The sequence below is a fragment of the Dyella sp. 05T440 genome, from assembly GCF_056395965.1.
Map to the genome: position 1 here is coordinate 175,774 of NZ_JBFTKN010000005.1, position 14,408 is coordinate 190,181.

General features: G+C 64.9%; 11 protein-coding genes and 1 riboswitch. Of the genes, 4 read left to right on the top strand and 7 right to left on the bottom strand.

Features of this window, described 5'->3' with window-relative positions; genetic code table 11:
* Nucleotide 1: 1 nt before the first annotated feature.
* From AC1DE1_RS07720 to AC1DE1_RS07750, 7 genes are all read right to left on the bottom strand, one after another.
* Nucleotides 2-871 (bottom strand): CheR family methyltransferase, encoded by an 870-nt coding sequence (locus tag AC1DE1_RS07720; protein ID WP_477175272.1) that lies wholly within the window; start codon nucleotides 869-871, stop codon nucleotides 2-4.
* Complete coding sequence (locus AC1DE1_RS07725; protein ID WP_477175273.1) at nucleotides 868-4,533, bottom strand: response regulator; 3,666 nt, start codon at nucleotides 4,531-4,533, stop codon at nucleotides 868-870. The genes AC1DE1_RS07720 and AC1DE1_RS07725 overlap by 4 nt, the downstream gene beginning before the upstream one ends.
* Nucleotides 4,534-4,625: 92 nt before the next feature.
* Complete coding sequence (locus AC1DE1_RS07730) at nucleotides 4,626-5,540, bottom strand: lysostaphin resistance A-like protein (RefSeq protein WP_477175274.1); 915 nt, start codon at nucleotides 5,538-5,540, stop codon at nucleotides 4,626-4,628.
* Nucleotides 5,541-5,609: 69 nt separating this feature from the next.
* Nucleotides 5,610-7,211 carry a peptide chain release factor 3 gene (locus AC1DE1_RS07735; RefSeq protein ID WP_477175275.1) on the bottom strand — a complete coding sequence of 534 codons (1,602 nt, stop codon included), beginning with the start codon at nucleotides 7,209-7,211 and terminating at the stop codon, nucleotides 5,610-5,612.
* Between the two features lie 121 nt (nucleotides 7,212-7,332).
* The gene (locus AC1DE1_RS07740) at nucleotides 7,333-8,502 is read right to left on the bottom strand and encodes a fatty acid desaturase family protein (RefSeq protein WP_477175276.1); all 1,170 of its coding nucleotides are present in this window, start codon (nucleotides 8,500-8,502) and stop codon (nucleotides 7,333-7,335) included.
* A gap of 69 nt (nucleotides 8,503-8,571) precedes the next feature.
* Nucleotides 8,572-9,234 carry a M24 family metallopeptidase gene (locus AC1DE1_RS07745; protein ID WP_477175277.1) on the bottom strand — a complete coding sequence of 221 codons (663 nt, stop codon included), beginning with the start codon at nucleotides 9,232-9,234 and terminating at the stop codon, nucleotides 8,572-8,574.
* A gap of 74 nt (nucleotides 9,235-9,308) precedes the next feature.
* Nucleotides 9,309-9,665, bottom strand: coding sequence for a DUF1304 domain-containing protein (locus tag AC1DE1_RS07750; protein ID WP_477175278.1), 357 nt, complete (start codon nucleotides 9,663-9,665; stop codon nucleotides 9,309-9,311).
* Between the two features lie 211 nt (nucleotides 9,666-9,876).
* On the opposite strand from AC1DE1_RS07750, the gene AC1DE1_RS07755 reads away from it, so the two are divergent.
* The 4 genes from AC1DE1_RS07755 (at nucleotide 9,877) to AC1DE1_RS07770 (ending at nucleotide 14,356) form a co-directional block, all read left to right on the top strand.
* Complete coding sequence (locus tag AC1DE1_RS07755) at nucleotides 9,877-10,668, top strand: hypothetical protein (protein ID WP_477175279.1); 792 nt, start codon at nucleotides 9,877-9,879, stop codon at nucleotides 10,666-10,668.
* A gap of 152 nt (nucleotides 10,669-10,820) precedes the next feature.
* Nucleotides 10,821-10,936, top strand: a riboswitch (SAM riboswitch).
* A gap of 85 nt (nucleotides 10,937-11,021) precedes the next feature.
* On the top strand, nucleotides 11,022-12,050 hold the full coding sequence (gene metX / locus AC1DE1_RS07760) for a homoserine O-succinyltransferase MetX (RefSeq protein ID WP_477175280.1): 1,029 nt from the start codon (nucleotides 11,022-11,024) through the stop codon (nucleotides 12,048-12,050).
* A gap of 36 nt (nucleotides 12,051-12,086) precedes the next feature.
* Nucleotides 12,087-13,277, top strand: a complete 1,191-nt coding sequence (metB, locus tag AC1DE1_RS07765) for a cystathionine gamma-synthase (protein WP_477179044.1) — start codon at nucleotides 12,087-12,089, stop codon at nucleotides 13,275-13,277.
* Nucleotides 13,274-14,356, top strand: coding sequence for a homoserine dehydrogenase family protein (locus AC1DE1_RS07770; RefSeq protein ID WP_477175282.1), 1,083 nt, complete (start codon nucleotides 13,274-13,276; stop codon nucleotides 14,354-14,356). The genes metB and AC1DE1_RS07770 overlap by 4 nt, the downstream gene beginning before the upstream one ends.
* Nucleotides 14,357-14,408 lie beyond the last annotated feature (52 nt).

The window sequence follows — 14,408 nt, forward strand, 5'->3', positions numbered from 1 at the left end:
GTCACTCTTTGCCTGCGCCGCGTGCGCCGAGGCGATAGATGCGGCGTGCCGCATCCACCGGCACGAAGTCGGCAGCCGCGGGCGCGAAATCCAGGCTTTCGCGCGTGCCCAGGCAGAGGAAGCCACCGCGTACCAGGCTGTCGCGAAACAGCGCCAGCGTGCGGTCCTGCAACGGGTCCGAAAAATAGATCAGCACGTTGCGGCACAGCACCAGATGCGCTTCGCAGAACACTTCGTCGGTGACCAGGTTGTGATTGGCGAACGTCACATTGCGGCGCAGGCGCTGATCCAGTTTGATCAATTCGTAGCGTGCGCTGTAATAGTCCGCCAGCGTATGGCTGCCGCCGGCAGCGAGATAGTTGCGCGACCACAGCTGCGCATCGCGTGAGGGGTAGATTCCTTCCTGCGCGTGCTTGAGCGCGGCCTCGTTGAAGTCGGTGGCGTAGATCTGCGTGCGGTCGTACAGGCCGGCCTCTTCGAGCAGGATGGCCAGCGAATAGACTTCCTGCCCATGTGCGCAGCCGGCCTGCCAGATGTTGATCTGCGGATAGGAGGCGAGCACCGGAAACACCTGCTCGCGCAGCGCGCGGAACACATCCGGGTCGCGGAACATTTCCGATACCGGCACCGACAAGCCTTCCAGCACGGCGGGCAGGAAATTGGCCTCATGCAGCACGCGGGTGGTCAGCGCGCTCACCGTATCGGCGTGCTGCGCGTGGGCCAGCTGCAGCACGCGCCGCTTCAGCGAGGCCGGCGCGTACTGGGTGAAGTCGTAGCCATGACGCAGCTTGAGCGCGCGCACGAACAGCTCGATCTCGATATCTTCGAGCGCCGTGTCGACCACGTTCGCCTTGTCGGCCCGCTTGCTCATCGGTGCAGCCACACGTGCATCATCGACGACAGCTTGTCGATGTCGATCGGTTTGGACAAGTAATCGTTGGCGCCAACTTCCAGGCATTTCTCGCGATCACCGCGCATCGCCTTCGCCGTGAGCGCGATGATCGGCAGCTTGGCCAGCTGCGGCTGCGCACGGATCTCGCGGATGGTGTCGTAGCCGTCCATCACCGGCATCATCACGTCCATCAGCACCAGTTCGATATCGCTGTTGTCGGCCAATGCCTTGAGCGCTTTCAGGCCGTCCTGCGCCATCGTCACGTGCATGCCCCAGCCACGCAGCACCTTGGACAGCGCGAACAGGTTACGCATGTCGTCATCCACCAGCAGTACCTTGCGATGGACGAGTTCGTGGGCGTCGGTGATCGACGGTGCGGGCGACGCCGCCGCCTTTGCGCCCACAGCGACCTGACGCACGCGGCCACCCTGGATGCTGTGCAGGAACAGGCTCACTTCATCCAGCAGGCGTTCCGGCGAGCGTGCGCCCTTGATGACGATGCTGTCGGTGTACTGGCGCAGCTTCAGGCTTTCCTCGCGGCTCAGCTCGCGGCCCGAATAGACCACCACCGGCGGAATGCTGCCGGCCGCGGAGAGGCGCTCGAGAAACTCGATGCCCGAGATACCTGGCAGGCCGAGGTCGAGCACGATGCAGTCGTAGGTGGTGTCGCGCATGCGCTCGAGTGCCTCTTCGGCGCTGCCGGCTTCCTCGATGGTGACGTCCTCGTTGCGCAGCAGGGTGCGCATGGCGGCGCGCGAATCGGCGTCGTCGTCCACGATCAGCAGGTGCCGCATGCGGCCTTCGGCAAAATGCAGCAGCCGATCGAAAGCATCGCCGATCGCTTCGCGGCTGACCGGCTTGGTGAGAAAGCCCACGGCACCCAGGTCGCGGCCGCGGTTCGCTTCGTCCACCGCGGAAATGAAGTGCACGGGGACGTGCCGCGTAGCGGCGTTTTCCTTCAGGCGCTCGATCACCGTCCAGCCATCCATGCCCGGCAGCATCACGTCGAGCAGGATGCCGGTGGGGCTGTGCTTTGCCGCCAGTTGCAGGCCCGACTCGCCATCGGCGGCGGCGAGCACGCGATAGCCCTTACGACGGACCATGTCGGCGAGGATGCGCGCGAACACCGGATCGTCCTCGATGATGAGGATGGCAGTGTCGCCCGGCATCACGCTGGCGCGATCGTCTTCGATGGTTTCCGGCAGCAGCGCCTGAGTCATCGTGGGTCGGATTGGGCTGGGCGCTGCCACGCTGCTGGAGGGTGCCGTGATGGGGACGCCGGAGGGCCCTTCCAGCGGCAGCAAGATGGTGAATGTGCTGCCGTGCCCAACCTCGCTGTGCAGCACGATGTCGCCGTCGAGCAATTCAGCGATGCGCTTGGATATGGTCAGGCCCAGGCCGGTGCCGCCGTACTGGCGGCTGGTGCTGGCGTCGACCTGTTCGAACGCCTGGAAAATCTTCTGCGCTTTATCCGGCGGAATACCGATGCCGGTGTCGGTCACGGCGATGGCGATCACATCCTTGCCCTGCATGCCCGGCGGCAGGCTGATGGCCGCCGAGGGGCGCCCGATATGCGCCGTGACCGAACCCTGGTGGGTGAACTTGAAGGCATTGCCGATGAGGTTGTTGGCGATCTGCTCGAGCTTGGTGGCGTCGGTGCGCAGCGTGGTCGGCAAACCAGCATCGATCTTCACGATGAAGTCGATCTGCTTGTCCTGCGCCACATGGTTGAAGGTGCGCTTGAGCGCGCGTTCCAGGTCGGCCAGCGGGAAATCGTCCAGTACGACGTCCATCTTGCCGGCTTCGACCTTGGACAGATCGAGGATGTCGTTGATCAGGCGCAGCAGGTTGCTGCCCGAGTCGTGGATGATGCGCGCCGATTCGACCTGCTCCCCATCAAGGTTGCCCTCGCGGTTGTCGGCAAGACTGCGCGACAGGATCAGCAGGCTGTTGAGCGGAGTGCGCAACTCGTGCGACATGTTGGCGAGGAATTCGGATTTGTACTGGCTGGCGCGGGCCAGTTCCTCTGCCTTCTCCTGCGTTTCGCGCTGCAAGGTTTCCAGCACGTGTTTCTGCTGGTTGAGCGTGTCGGTCTTCTGGCGCAGTTCTTCGTTGGATGCCTGAAGTTCTTCCGTTTGCACGCGCAGTTCTTCTTCCGACGCGAGCAGGCGCTGGGATTGCTCCTGCAGCTCGTGGGTCTTGGCGTTGAGCTCTTCGTTGGTGACCTGAAGATCCTGCTGTTGGCGGCGCAGCGTTTCTTCCGAAGCGCGCAGCTCGTCGGCCTGCTCGCTGGTGCGCTTGAGCAAGTCCTGCGTGCGAATGGCGCGGCCCAGGTTCTCCAGCGACAGCGACGCAATCGGCAGCAGTTCGTTCAAGAGGCGCTGCTGGGGTTCGCTGAAATGGTGAAAGCTGGCCAGTTCCAGCACACCGAGCAGTTTGTCCCGCAGGATCAGCGGCAGCACGCTGATGGTGTTCGGCGACGCCTCCCCGCTGCCGGAATGGATGCGCACGTAATCGTCGGGCACGTCCTGCAGCGTGATCGGCTTGCGTTCCAGCGCGCTCTGGCCGACCAGTCCTTCACCCAGCGCGTATTCGGTGCTCAGGTGGCGACGCTGCTGGTAACCGTAGCTCCCCTGCAGACGCAATCGCTGATCCTGCTCGTCAAAACGATAGAACACGCCCACGCCGCATTCGAGCAGCGGTCCCAGCGTGCCGGTGAGCTGCTCGGCGAAGTCGCGTTCGGTCTCCACTTTCTGCAGGTCGCTGGCGATCTGCGAAACCTGCGTCTTCACCCAGGTCTGCGCCGCGGTTTCGATGGCCATCTGCTTGAACACCTGCAGGGCCCGGGCGATCTCGCCGATTTCGTCGCGACGTTCCAGCTGGCGTATTTCCACGCTGTGATCGTGGCTGGCCAGGCGCGTCATCAGATCCGTCATGCGGCGAATCGGGCGCGTGATCAGGCGGAACGTCATGTACACCACCGAGCCGCCGAGCAGCAGGCTGAGCAGCATGGTGATCCAGGTGACGGCGCGTACTTCCCTCACGTCGCGCTGTTGCGTGGCTTCGCGCTGGTCCAGCAGGGCAGCCTCGGTATCGTCCATCTGCTTGAGTACGCCGAGGATGTCGGCCACGAAGACGGTGCGGTGCGCGAGGTAGCTGGTCTGCACACGCACGCGTTCCATCGCCACTTCGGTGGCGTCGTTGGCACGGATCGCCTGCATCGGCTCGATGCCGTTGGCCAGTGCGTCCTTCTGCCATTGGTCCGCCATCGATTCGATACGGTCGATGCGGCCTTGCTGCAGCGGGTTGTCGCTCGTCAGGGTGCGCAGCTCGCTCAGGTCCCGGGCGAGCGCCGCGTCGGCCTGCTGGTGCGCTGCCAGCTCAGAGCCTTGCGGGTTGAGCAGGAAACCGCGCAGCGCCATCTGGCTGGCCTGCAGTTGTTCGGTCACGTCGTCGATCTTGGCGCGCACGTCGTAGGTGTGCCGCGACCAGTGCGTACTGACGTCCTGCCGCGACAACGACTGCAAGCTGACGACGCTGCAGATCACGAACAGCAACACGAGGGTGCCGATCGCGACCAGGATTTTCTGCTGCATCGGCTGGTGGGCCAGCCAGGAATAGCGGTTTTTCGGGGCGGCCATACGTCTTCACAATGGGCAAGGCCTGGCAGTCCTGCCAGGCCGGGGCGGTTCCCTTCAGGGTATCCGCAGATTTGTGAAGACGATAGCTGGCCTCAGGACTTGCTGGAGATACGACGCCACGATGGCGGCACGATGCTGCCGCGACGCACGGCCACGATCAGCAACAGGGCCGAGCAGGAGGAGCAGACGATCAGCGCGACGACCGAAGCCTCAGCACCGAACACGCCGCCGCTCAACCAGTCCGGCCCGGTGCAATTGGACACCAGCCAGCCGTGGGCGGCCGTGCCCGAAACCGGTATGCCGTAGACCGTGCCCTGCATCACATTCCATGCCGCATGCAGTCCGATGCACGGCCACAGCGAGCGCGTCACGTGATAGAGCAGGGCCAGCAAAATGCCGGCCTCGATCGCGATGGCGAGCGAGCTCCACAGCGTGGCACCGGGATTGAAGATATGGGCCGCGCCGAAGAACACCGCCGAGATGGCCAGCGCCCACCAGGTGCCGAGGCCTTCTTCGAGCGTGCGGAAGAGGATGCCGCGCGCGACGATTTCCTCAAACACGCCGGCGCCAATGCCCGTCAGCAGTACCGCTGGCAGCCAGTCCACGTCCGGGTTCGTACCGGTGACGTGATAGCTGCCGGCGAGCCATAGCACGAACACGACAAGGCTGATCAGCAAGGCGCCAGCCAGCAGTCCGGCGAGGCCGAGCGTGAACATGTCGCGCACCGCAAGTTCTCGCAGGGGGCGGCGTTCGATGGCCTTCACCAGCACGGCATACGCCACGAGCGATGAAATCAGCTCCATCGCAAGAATGCCGACGGCGCGCGACAACGGCGACACGCCAGGGCCGACCAGGCCCATGGCTGCAACGCTCACGGAAACGAGCTTGAACAGCACAAAGCACAATGCGCCGAAAAAGAAGATGCGGCCCATCGGCGAGAACACCATCCAGCGTTGCCACGGCGTGGCGGTGGCGGGCGTGGTGAAGGCGAGCTGTCCTGCTGGCATGGATGGATTCCCCTGAGAATGAAGGGGAGGGTAGCAGGCCCCGGCCGTTGCCGGGGCCGCCCATCCGGCTTACAGATCCAGCGAGGTCGCGTGCTCGCGCGTCGCCGAGAAACGCACGCCGGGCGAGCGCTCTTGCGCCAACTGCAGGTTCACTCGCGACGGCGCGAGATAGACCAGTTCGCCGGCCGCATCGATGGCCAGGTTGTTGGCGTTCTTCTCGCGGAATTCCTCGAGCTTCTTGGCATCGTCGCAGTGGATCCAGCGCGCGGTGGCGACGGTGACCTGCTCGAAGCTGGCGTCCACGCCGTACTCGTCCTTCAGGCGATAAGCCACCACGTCGAACTGCAGCACGCCGACCGCGCCCAGGATCAGGTCGTTGCTCATCAGCGGACGGAAGAACTGCGTGGCGCCTTCTTCGGACAGCTGCGCCAGGCCCTTCTGCAGCGCCTTCATCTTCAGCGGATCGCGCAGGCGCGCGCGGCGGAACAGTTCCGGTGCGAAGTTGGGAATGCCGGTGAAGCTCACCATCTCGCCTTCGGTGAAGGTATCGCCGATGCCGATGGTGCCGTGGTTGTGCAGGCCGATCACATCGCCGGGATACGCGCTCTCGACGATTTCGCGGTCGCTGGCCATGAAGGTGAGCGCGTTGGCGATGCGCACGTCCTTGCCGGTGCGCGTCTGCATCATCTTCATGCCGGCGCTATAGGTGCCCGAGCACACGCGCATGAAGGCGATGCGGTCGCGATGCGCGGGATCCATATTGGCCTGGATCTTGAACACGAAACCGGTGAGGGCTTCTTCTTCCGGCTTTACTTCGCGCGACAGCGTGGCGCGCGAACGCGGCGACGGTGCGTGCTCGACGAAGAAATCCAGCAGCAGCTGCACGCCGAAATTGTTCACCGCCGAACCGAAGAACACCGGCGTGAGCTTGCCGGCGAGGTACTGCTCGATATCGAACGGATGCGAGGCGCCTTGCACCAGTTCCAGCTCGTCGCGCAGTTCCGACAGCGCCTCGGCACCGATCATCGCTTCCAGGCCCGGTGCATCGAGGCCCTTGAAGATGGTCGAGTCCTGGCGCGTGAAGTTCTTGCCCTGCTCGAACACGTGCACTTCATCGAGCAGCAGGTGGTACACGCCCTTGAGGCGCTTGCCCATGCCGATCGGCCAGGTGAGCGGCGCGCAGGCGATGCCCAGCACGGATTCCACTTCGTCCAGCAGTTCGATGGGCGAGCGGCCTTCGCGGTCGAGCTTGTTGATGAAGGTCATGATGGGCGTGTCGCGCAGGCGGCACACCTCCATCAGCTTGATGGTGCGTTCTTCCACGCCCTTGGCGCAGTCGATCACCATCAGCGCGGAGTCCACCGCGGTGAGCACGCGATAGGTGTCTTCGGAGAAGTCCGCGTGGCCCGGGGTGTCGAGCAGGTTGACGATGCGGCCTTCGTACGGAAACTGCATCACCGACGAGGTCACCGAAATGCCGCGCTCCTTTTCCAGCGCCATCCAGTCGGACGTGGCGTGGCGGGCCGCCTTGCGGCCCTTCACCGAGCCGGCCATCTGGATCGCACCGCCGAACAGCAGCAGCTTTTCGGTCAGCGTGGTCTTGCCCGCGTCAGGGTGGCTGACGATGGCGAAGGTGCGGCGGCGGCGGGTTTCGGTCAGGTGGGCAGACATGGAGGCGGGGTCGGCAGGAAGGCTAGCCGCCAATGATAGCGTGGAACGGCCGGCCAGCCGGGTTTGGCGCCCCGCCGGCCCGGCTGCGCCTGGCTTCCGGCAGGCCAGCCCGCCGAGTCGTTCAGTTTTGCGGGAGGGGTTCCAGCACCACGGTCGCTGCTAGGGCCTCCGGCTGGCCCATGCGCTTCAGCCACCGGTAGTGCGAGGCGAGGCCCGCGCCAAACGAGGCATTGGCGTGATAGGGCACACCGTATTCGCGGCAGGTGGCTTCGACCACCTTTGAGATGGCCGGGTAATGCACGTGGCAAATGCGCGGAAACAGATGGTGCTCGACCTGGAAATTCAGGCCGCCGACCAGCCAAGTGACGAGCCGGTTGTCGCGCGAGAAATTCGCCGTGGTTTGCAGCTGATGGATCGCCCACGGCGTGTTCATGTGGCCCGGTTCGCTGGGCTCGGGAAACGCGGCCTCTTCCACCGCATGTGCGAGCTGGAACACCAGGGCCAGCTGCAGACCCGCCACCACGGCGACCAGGCCATAGCAAAGCAGCACGGCGCTCACCGAATGGAAGATCAGTGGCAGGCCCAGGGCCAGCGTGAAGAACACCAGCTTGCCGATGACGAAGACCGCCAGATCCTTGCCTTTGGGGCGCGGAAAGCGGCGCTTGCCGATGGTGCCGGTGATCACGTCGCGAAAATCGTCATGCAAATGCCAGCTCACCACCGTCAGGCCGTACAACATCCACAGATAGATGTGCTGCCAGCGATGATGCCAATAGTGCTTCTGCTGCGGCGCGAAGCGCGCCAGCGCACCGAGGTTGATGTCGCTGTCGTAGCCGTCGATGTTGGTATTCGTGTGGTGAAAATGCGCGTGCTTCCAGTGCCACACATACGAGCTGCCACCGACCAGGTCCAACGTCATGGCCATCCACTTGTTGACGCGGCGATGCTCGGAGAAGGCCTGATGGCCGGCGTCGTGCATGATGTTGAAGCCGATCTGCGCGGTCGCCACGCCGAGCGCGACGCTGAACAGCACGCCCTGCCACCAGGTGGCCGCGAAAAAGACCAGCAGCACATACGTGGCGACGAAGCTCGCCAGGATGATCGCCGTCTTCAGATAGATGGCCGCGCCGTCGCGCTGCTTTTGCCCGCTGTGCTTGAAATGGGCCTCGACACGCCGTCGCAACTCGCGCTGGAACGTGTTGTCGCCGTTGAATTTGAGCCGATCCGAGGAGGCAGCCGCATGCGACGTTCGAGCGGCCTCGGCCGTTCGATGAGGTGAAACAGGGGACATGCAGAGCACTCGGGCGGGCGGGGAGTGAGTGCATGCTAACTGATGCACCGATAACGGTTTGTTCGGCGACTAGTCGCGGGTCAGCAGGTCCTCGTAGAACGCGCCGTAGGGCTCGGTCGGGTGCGCGATCTGGATCTCAAGGATCCATAACCCGCTGGACGGTGGTTCGCCGTATTCGCCCAGATCGCCCGCCTTGTGCACCGAATGAGGGAAGTCGCTGACGCGATGACCTTTGATCTCATGGTTGAGGCGCCAGCCCATGGCCTGAGCCTGCTGCTCGGCAAACGTGTACAAGGCTTCGCCGCTGAGGCCTTGGCTCCGCCATGCATCGGCGGTGACGCGGAACAGCTCTCTTGCGGCATCCGCGCAGGCCTGCAGCTCCGGCGCGTTGCCCACCACGAAGGTGTCGCCCACATCGCCTTCATGGCCTTCGAACACCAGGCCCAGGTCGATGAAATAGATGTCGTTCTCGCCCAGCCGGACCGGCTCGGAACGCTCGCGATAAGTCTTGGTGGTATTGCGGCCGATGCGGATGATCACCGGATGCCACAGCCGCTCCATGCCCAGCGCGCGGAACACCTCGGCGGCTTCGGCCTTCGCCTCATCCTCGGAAATGCCCGGACGCATGCGCTCGCGGATGCCGTGCAGCGCCGCCCACGTGCGTTCGCGGGCATGTTGCATCTGTTGCGGGTCGAAACGGTCGCCGACCGCTTCCTGAGGCACGAGAGTCATGACAGGCCGGTGCTGGCGGGGAAGAAAAGCATCGCACAGAGGAGGGTCCGATGCAGGCCCGCCTTCGCAAACGCTCAGGACAGCACCACCAGCACGATGCCGATCAGGGCAGGCAGGGCCTGGATCCACAGCACCTTGCGGCTGGCGGTGAAGCCGCCATAGATCCCGGCCACCAGCACGCAGCCCAGGAAGAACAGCGTGATCGGGCGCCCGGCGTCGCCCAGCCACAGGCCCCAGCCCAGTCCGGCCGCCAGAAAGCCGTTGTACAGGCCCTGGTTCGCCGCCAGCACTTTGGACTGCTCGGCAAACTCTTGGCTCAGCCCAAAGGCGCGGCGACCGGCGGGGCGAGTCCACAGGAACATCTCCAGCACCAGGAACCACACGTGGAGCAGGGCGACGAGGGCAACAACGAGATGGGCGACGAGTGACATCGGAATCCAGGGGCAGAGAGGTCAGGCGCGCAGTGTTGCAGCCCGCGTAGAGGCCCGCAAACCCGTCAAAACTAACCCTTCCGGCCAGTGGCTGTGGTGCTGCCCCCGGCGTAGGTTGATCGGGCTGGGTCTTGGCGCCCGAAGGACAAGGACGTGGCACCTGGGGGTTAGGGCATGGCCTGGCCATTCCTTACTCCGGGGAGTCACCTCCATGAACAAGTCAGTATCGCTAGGCCTGTGCCTGCTTCTGCTGTTTCCCGTTGCCGCGATGGCCGATGGGCCGTTCGACGGCACCTGGAAGGTCGACATGAGCAAGGTGCAGATGCCCAAGAAGCCCGATGTCTTCGTGCTCAAGGACGGCATGTACGACTGCAAGACCTGCGTGCCACCAGTGAGCATCAAAGCGGACGGGCAGGATCATGCGGTCAGCGGCCATCCGTATCTCGATTCGATGGCCGTGCAGGTGGTGGATGCGCACACCATCAAGGAAACCGACAAGAAGGGCGGCAAGGTCGTCGCCACCACGACGATTACCGTGGCACCCGACGGCAAGACCGCGCATTTCGAGTTCAGCGACAGCAGCAACAGCAGCGGTGCGCCGGTCACCGGCAATGGCGAGATGAAACAAGTGGCGGCGGGCCCTGCAGGCTCGCATGCGGTATCGGGCTCATGGGTCACCGCCAATATCGCCAATATGTCGGAGAACGCCACCGAAATCACCTTCAAGGAGGAGGGCGGCATGCTCCACATGAGCGCGCCGACGGGCCAGTCCTATCAGGCGAAACTGGACGGGACCGAAGCGCCGTACAAGGGCGATCCGGGCATCAACAGCGTGACCGTGAAGCAGACCGGCAAGATGTCGATGGTGGAAACCGACAAGCGCGACGGCAAGGTGGTGAATGTACTTACCTCCACCGTGTCCGCCGATGGCAAGACCATGAAGGTCCTGATGGACGACAAACTGCACGATCGCAGCATGGCATTCGTTGCGGTGAAGCAATGATGATCGCCGCGCCCGGCCTCCTTGCAGGCCGGGCGCGGGCTTGATGTGGTTGCAGCTGTAACCGTCACATCCGTCGAAAAATGTCGATGGCTAGATGCATAGACGTTTAGACGTCTATTGACACAGCAGATCAGGCTCGTTAGATTCCCCTTTACTCATCGAGACCGGCGGAGGGACAGGCCCTTTGAAGCCGGGGCAACCTGCGGAATTTTCCGCGACGGTGCCAATTCCTGCGGCAGCGCCTAGGGCGCAAGCCGCGAGATGAGGGCAAACCAGCACCACCGCGCCCCGTGCCGGTCGTGCCTTGCTCTCCTCTCCGGTCCGCAGGTCGATGCCGACCGGAGAAGAGCCCCATGTCCAGCCAGCCGCAACCCATCCCGTCCGTCGCCACCGCTCACGCCGCGGTCGCTGGCGGCATGCGGCCGGACCTGACCACCCAGCGCTGCAGCCGTCGCATCGTCATCACGCCCAAGTACGGCAGCGCGCCGTGCGAACTGGAAGTGGGCTACCTGTGGTGCGGCGCGCCGGATGCGCCCACGGTAATCGTGCAGGGCGGCATCTCGGCCACGCGTGACGTGGTGGCGCTGGATGGCGAGACCCCGCCGGGCTGGTGGCAGTCCCAGGTGGGCGCCGGCCAGCCGCTGGATCTGGACCGCTATCGCGTGCTTTCCATCGACTGGATCACCCCGGCCGATCTCGATGGCGCGCAGGCCGTGTCCAGTGAGGACCAGGCTGACGTGCTCGCCGCCCTGGTGGACTCGCTCGGCATTGGCCGCGTGCATGCCTTCATCGGTTCGTCCTACGGCGCCATGGTGGCCCTGGCCTTTGCCGCGCGACACCCCTATGCCCTGGGTCGGCTGGTGCTGCTGGCTGGCGCGCACCGCCCGCATCCGCTCGCCACGGCGCAGCGCTCGGTGCAGCGCGGCATCGTGCGGCTGGGGCTGGCCAGCGGTCAGTCCGACGAGGCCTTGTCGCTGGCGCGCCAGCTGGCCATGACCACCTATCGCGGCAGCGAGGAATTCGCGCGGCGCTTCAATGCCGCGCCGGAGTATCGCGACGGCCGTTTCCATTTCCCGGTCGAGGACTATCTCGAACACGCCGGCCGCCGCTTTGTTGAGCGCTTCGATGTCGAGCGCTTTCTGGCCTTGTCCGAATCCATCGACCTGCATGACGTGACGCCCGAGCAGGTGGCCGCGCCGGCCACGCTGATCGGCTTCCCGTCCGATCGCCTGGTGCCGCTGGCCGACCTGTGCGAGCTGCAGCGCCGCCTGCATGGCCCGGCCACGCTCGAAGTGGTCGAGTCGCCCTACGGCCACGACGCCTTCCTCAAGGAAACCGACCGCCTCGCGCCGCTGCTGCGCGACGCGCTGGCCGGTTGTTGACCCGAATTCAAAACGCATCACGCACGGAGATTCACCATGAGCGACACCCCCAGCCTGTTCACCCGCGCCGTGCGCGCCGGCATCGAATCAGACACCCAGCACGGCGCGGTGGTGCCGCCGCTGCATCTGTCGACCAACTATGCATTCGAAGGCTTCGGCAAGAAGCGCGCGTATGACTACTCGCGCAGCGGCAACCCGACCCGCGATCTGCTGGCGGAGGCCCTGGCCGAGCTGGAGCAGGGTGTGGGCGCGGTGGTCACGGCCAGTGGCATGGCGGCGGTGGCGCTGGCGCTGGAACTGGTGCCTGCCGGTGCCCTGGTGCTCGCTGCGCACGATTGCTACGGCGGCACCTGGCGACTGCTGGATGCCTGGGCCAGGAAGGGCCGCTTCCAGGTCCGTTTCGTCGATCTCACCAATGCGCACTCGCTGGCCGAAGGCCTGGCTGCGAAACCGTCGCTGGTGTGGGTGGAGACGCCGTCGAACCCGCTGCTGCGCATCACCGATATCCGCCACGTGGCGCAGGCTGCGCATGCCGTGGGCGCGCTGGTGGTGGTCGACAACACCTTCCTCTCGCCGGCGCTGCAACAGCCGCTGACCCTGGGCGCTGACGTGGTGGTGCATTCCACCACCAAGTACATCAACGGCCACAGCGATGTGGTGGGCGGCGCGGTGGTGGCACGCGATGCCGCCGTTGCCGAGCAGCTGAAGTGGTGGGGCAACTGCAACGGTCTGACCGGCGCGCCGTTCGACAGCTTTCTCACGTTGCGCGGCTTGCGCACCTTGAACGTGCGTTTGCGCCAGCATCAGGAAAACGCCGTACGCATCGCCGAACGTCTGGACGGCCATGCGGCCGTGCGCAAGACGTATTACCCGGGCCTGCCGAACCATGTCGGCCACGCGCTCGCCGCGCGCCAGCAACAGGGCTTCGGCGCCATGCTGAGCTTTGAGCTGGAGGGCGGCGAGGAGCAGGTCGCCGCCTTCGTCGAAGGCTTGCACTACTACTCGCTGGCCGAGTCGCTCGGTGGCGTGGAAAGCCTGGTGGCGCATCCCGCTTCGATGACGCATGCCTCGATGGCGCCTGAAGCGCGTCGCGCCGCCGGCATCGCTGACACGCTCCTGCGCCTGTCGGTGGGCATTGAAGATGGCGACGATCTGTTGCGCGATCTGGATGCTGCATTGCTCCGCGCCGAAGCGGTGAGCCACGCCAAACGTCGGGTGATCGCGTGAGTGCGGTGCTGATCGAGCCTGTGCAGGCATCGAAAGCGCAGGCGTCTCCGGCCATCGCCGCCGTGCTGCTTGGCACCGGCGTGGTCGGTGGCGCCTTCCTGAAGTTGCTCAACACGCCGGCGGCGGCATCGATCAGGCTGGTGGGTGCGGCCAATTCGCGACGCCAGCAGACACAGGTGGAGCAGCTCGCTGACCGTGCCTTGCGCGAAAAGCTCAAGACCCACGGCGACGTGCGCAATGACGCGGTGTTGCTCGAAGCGCTGGAGACGAACGCTGCGGCGGTCAAGGTAATCATCGACGCCACCGCCTGCGGCACGCTCGCCTCGCGCCATGCCGAGTGGCTGGCGCGTGGGTATCACGTGGTGACGGCGAACAAGTCCCTCGCTGGTGGCGATCTGCCGGGATGGCGCGCGTTGCAGGCGGCGCTTGCGCAGGGCGGACGCTATGGGGATTCGGCCACCGTCGGCGCGGGGCTTCCGGTCATCTCGACCTTGCGTCGCCTGCGTCATTGCGGCGATGCATTGCTTACGCTGGAAGGCGTGTTCTCCGGTTCGCTGTCGTATCTGTTCAACCAGTACGACGGCAGCCAGCCGTTCTCCGCGCTGCTGCGCCGAGCGCGTGAACTGGGCTATACCGAGCCCGATCCGCGCAGCGATCTTTCGGGAGAAGACGTGGCGCGCAAGCTGCTGATCCTCGCGCGCTGTGCGGGTTTTGCGTTGCGTCCGGATGAAGTAGAAGTGGAAAGCCTGGTGCCGGAAAGCCTGCGACAGCTCGACGTCGAAAGCTTTCTGTCGCGCCTGGAGGAACTCGACGAACCGCTTGCTGCGCGCTACGCCGAAGCAAAAGCGCGCGGCGGTGCATTGCGCTTCCTCGCCCGCCTCAACCAGCGTGGCCGTGCGCGCGTCGGTCTGGTCGAAGTGCCGGCAAACCATCCGGCCACGCGCCTGTACGGCACCGACAATCAGTTTGCACTCAGCACCACGCGCTACAACTCGCAGCCGCTGGTGATTCAGGGGCCGGGTGCGGGACCAGAGGTGACGGCGCAGGCGTTGTTGGGCGATGTGTTGGCGTTGGTGTGAAGCCTGAGGGTTCGTGAGTCGCGCTCCCACAGGTCACTCGAAACCTTGTGGG

What these genes read in the sequence shown, in the direction of transcription:
- AC1DE1_RS07720 (WP_477175272.1), bottom strand. Translation starts at nt 871, where the DNA reads ATGAGCAAGCGGGCCGACAAGGCGAACGTGGTCGACACGGCGCTCGAA.
- AC1DE1_RS07725 (WP_477175273.1), bottom strand. Translation starts at nt 4,533, where the DNA reads ATGGCCGCCCCGAAAAACCGCTATTCCTGGCTGGCCCACCAGCCGATG.
- AC1DE1_RS07730 (WP_477175274.1), bottom strand. Translation starts at nt 5,540, where the DNA reads ATGCCAGCAGGACAGCTCGCCTTCACCACGCCCGCCACCGCCACGCCG.
- AC1DE1_RS07735 (WP_477175275.1), bottom strand. Translation starts at nt 7,211, where the DNA reads ATGTCTGCCCACCTGACCGAAACCCGCCGCCGCCGCACCTTCGCCATC.
- AC1DE1_RS07740 (WP_477175276.1), bottom strand. Translation starts at nt 8,502, where the DNA reads ATGTCCCCTGTTTCACCTCATCGAACGGCCGAGGCCGCTCGAACGTCG.
- AC1DE1_RS07745 (WP_477175277.1), bottom strand. Translation starts at nt 9,234, where the DNA reads ATGACTCTCGTGCCTCAGGAAGCGGTCGGCGACCGTTTCGACCCGCAA.
- AC1DE1_RS07750 (WP_477175278.1), bottom strand. Translation starts at nt 9,665, where the DNA reads ATGTCACTCGTCGCCCATCTCGTTGTTGCCCTCGTCGCCCTGCTCCAC.
- AC1DE1_RS07755 (WP_477175279.1), top strand. Translation starts at nt 9,877, where the DNA reads ATGAACAAGTCAGTATCGCTAGGCCTGTGCCTGCTTCTGCTGTTTCCC.
- metX (WP_477175280.1), top strand. Translation starts at nt 11,022, where the DNA reads ATGTCCAGCCAGCCGCAACCCATCCCGTCCGTCGCCACCGCTCACGCC.
- metB (WP_477179044.1), top strand. Translation starts at nt 12,087, where the DNA reads ATGAGCGACACCCCCAGCCTGTTCACCCGCGCCGTGCGCGCCGGCATC.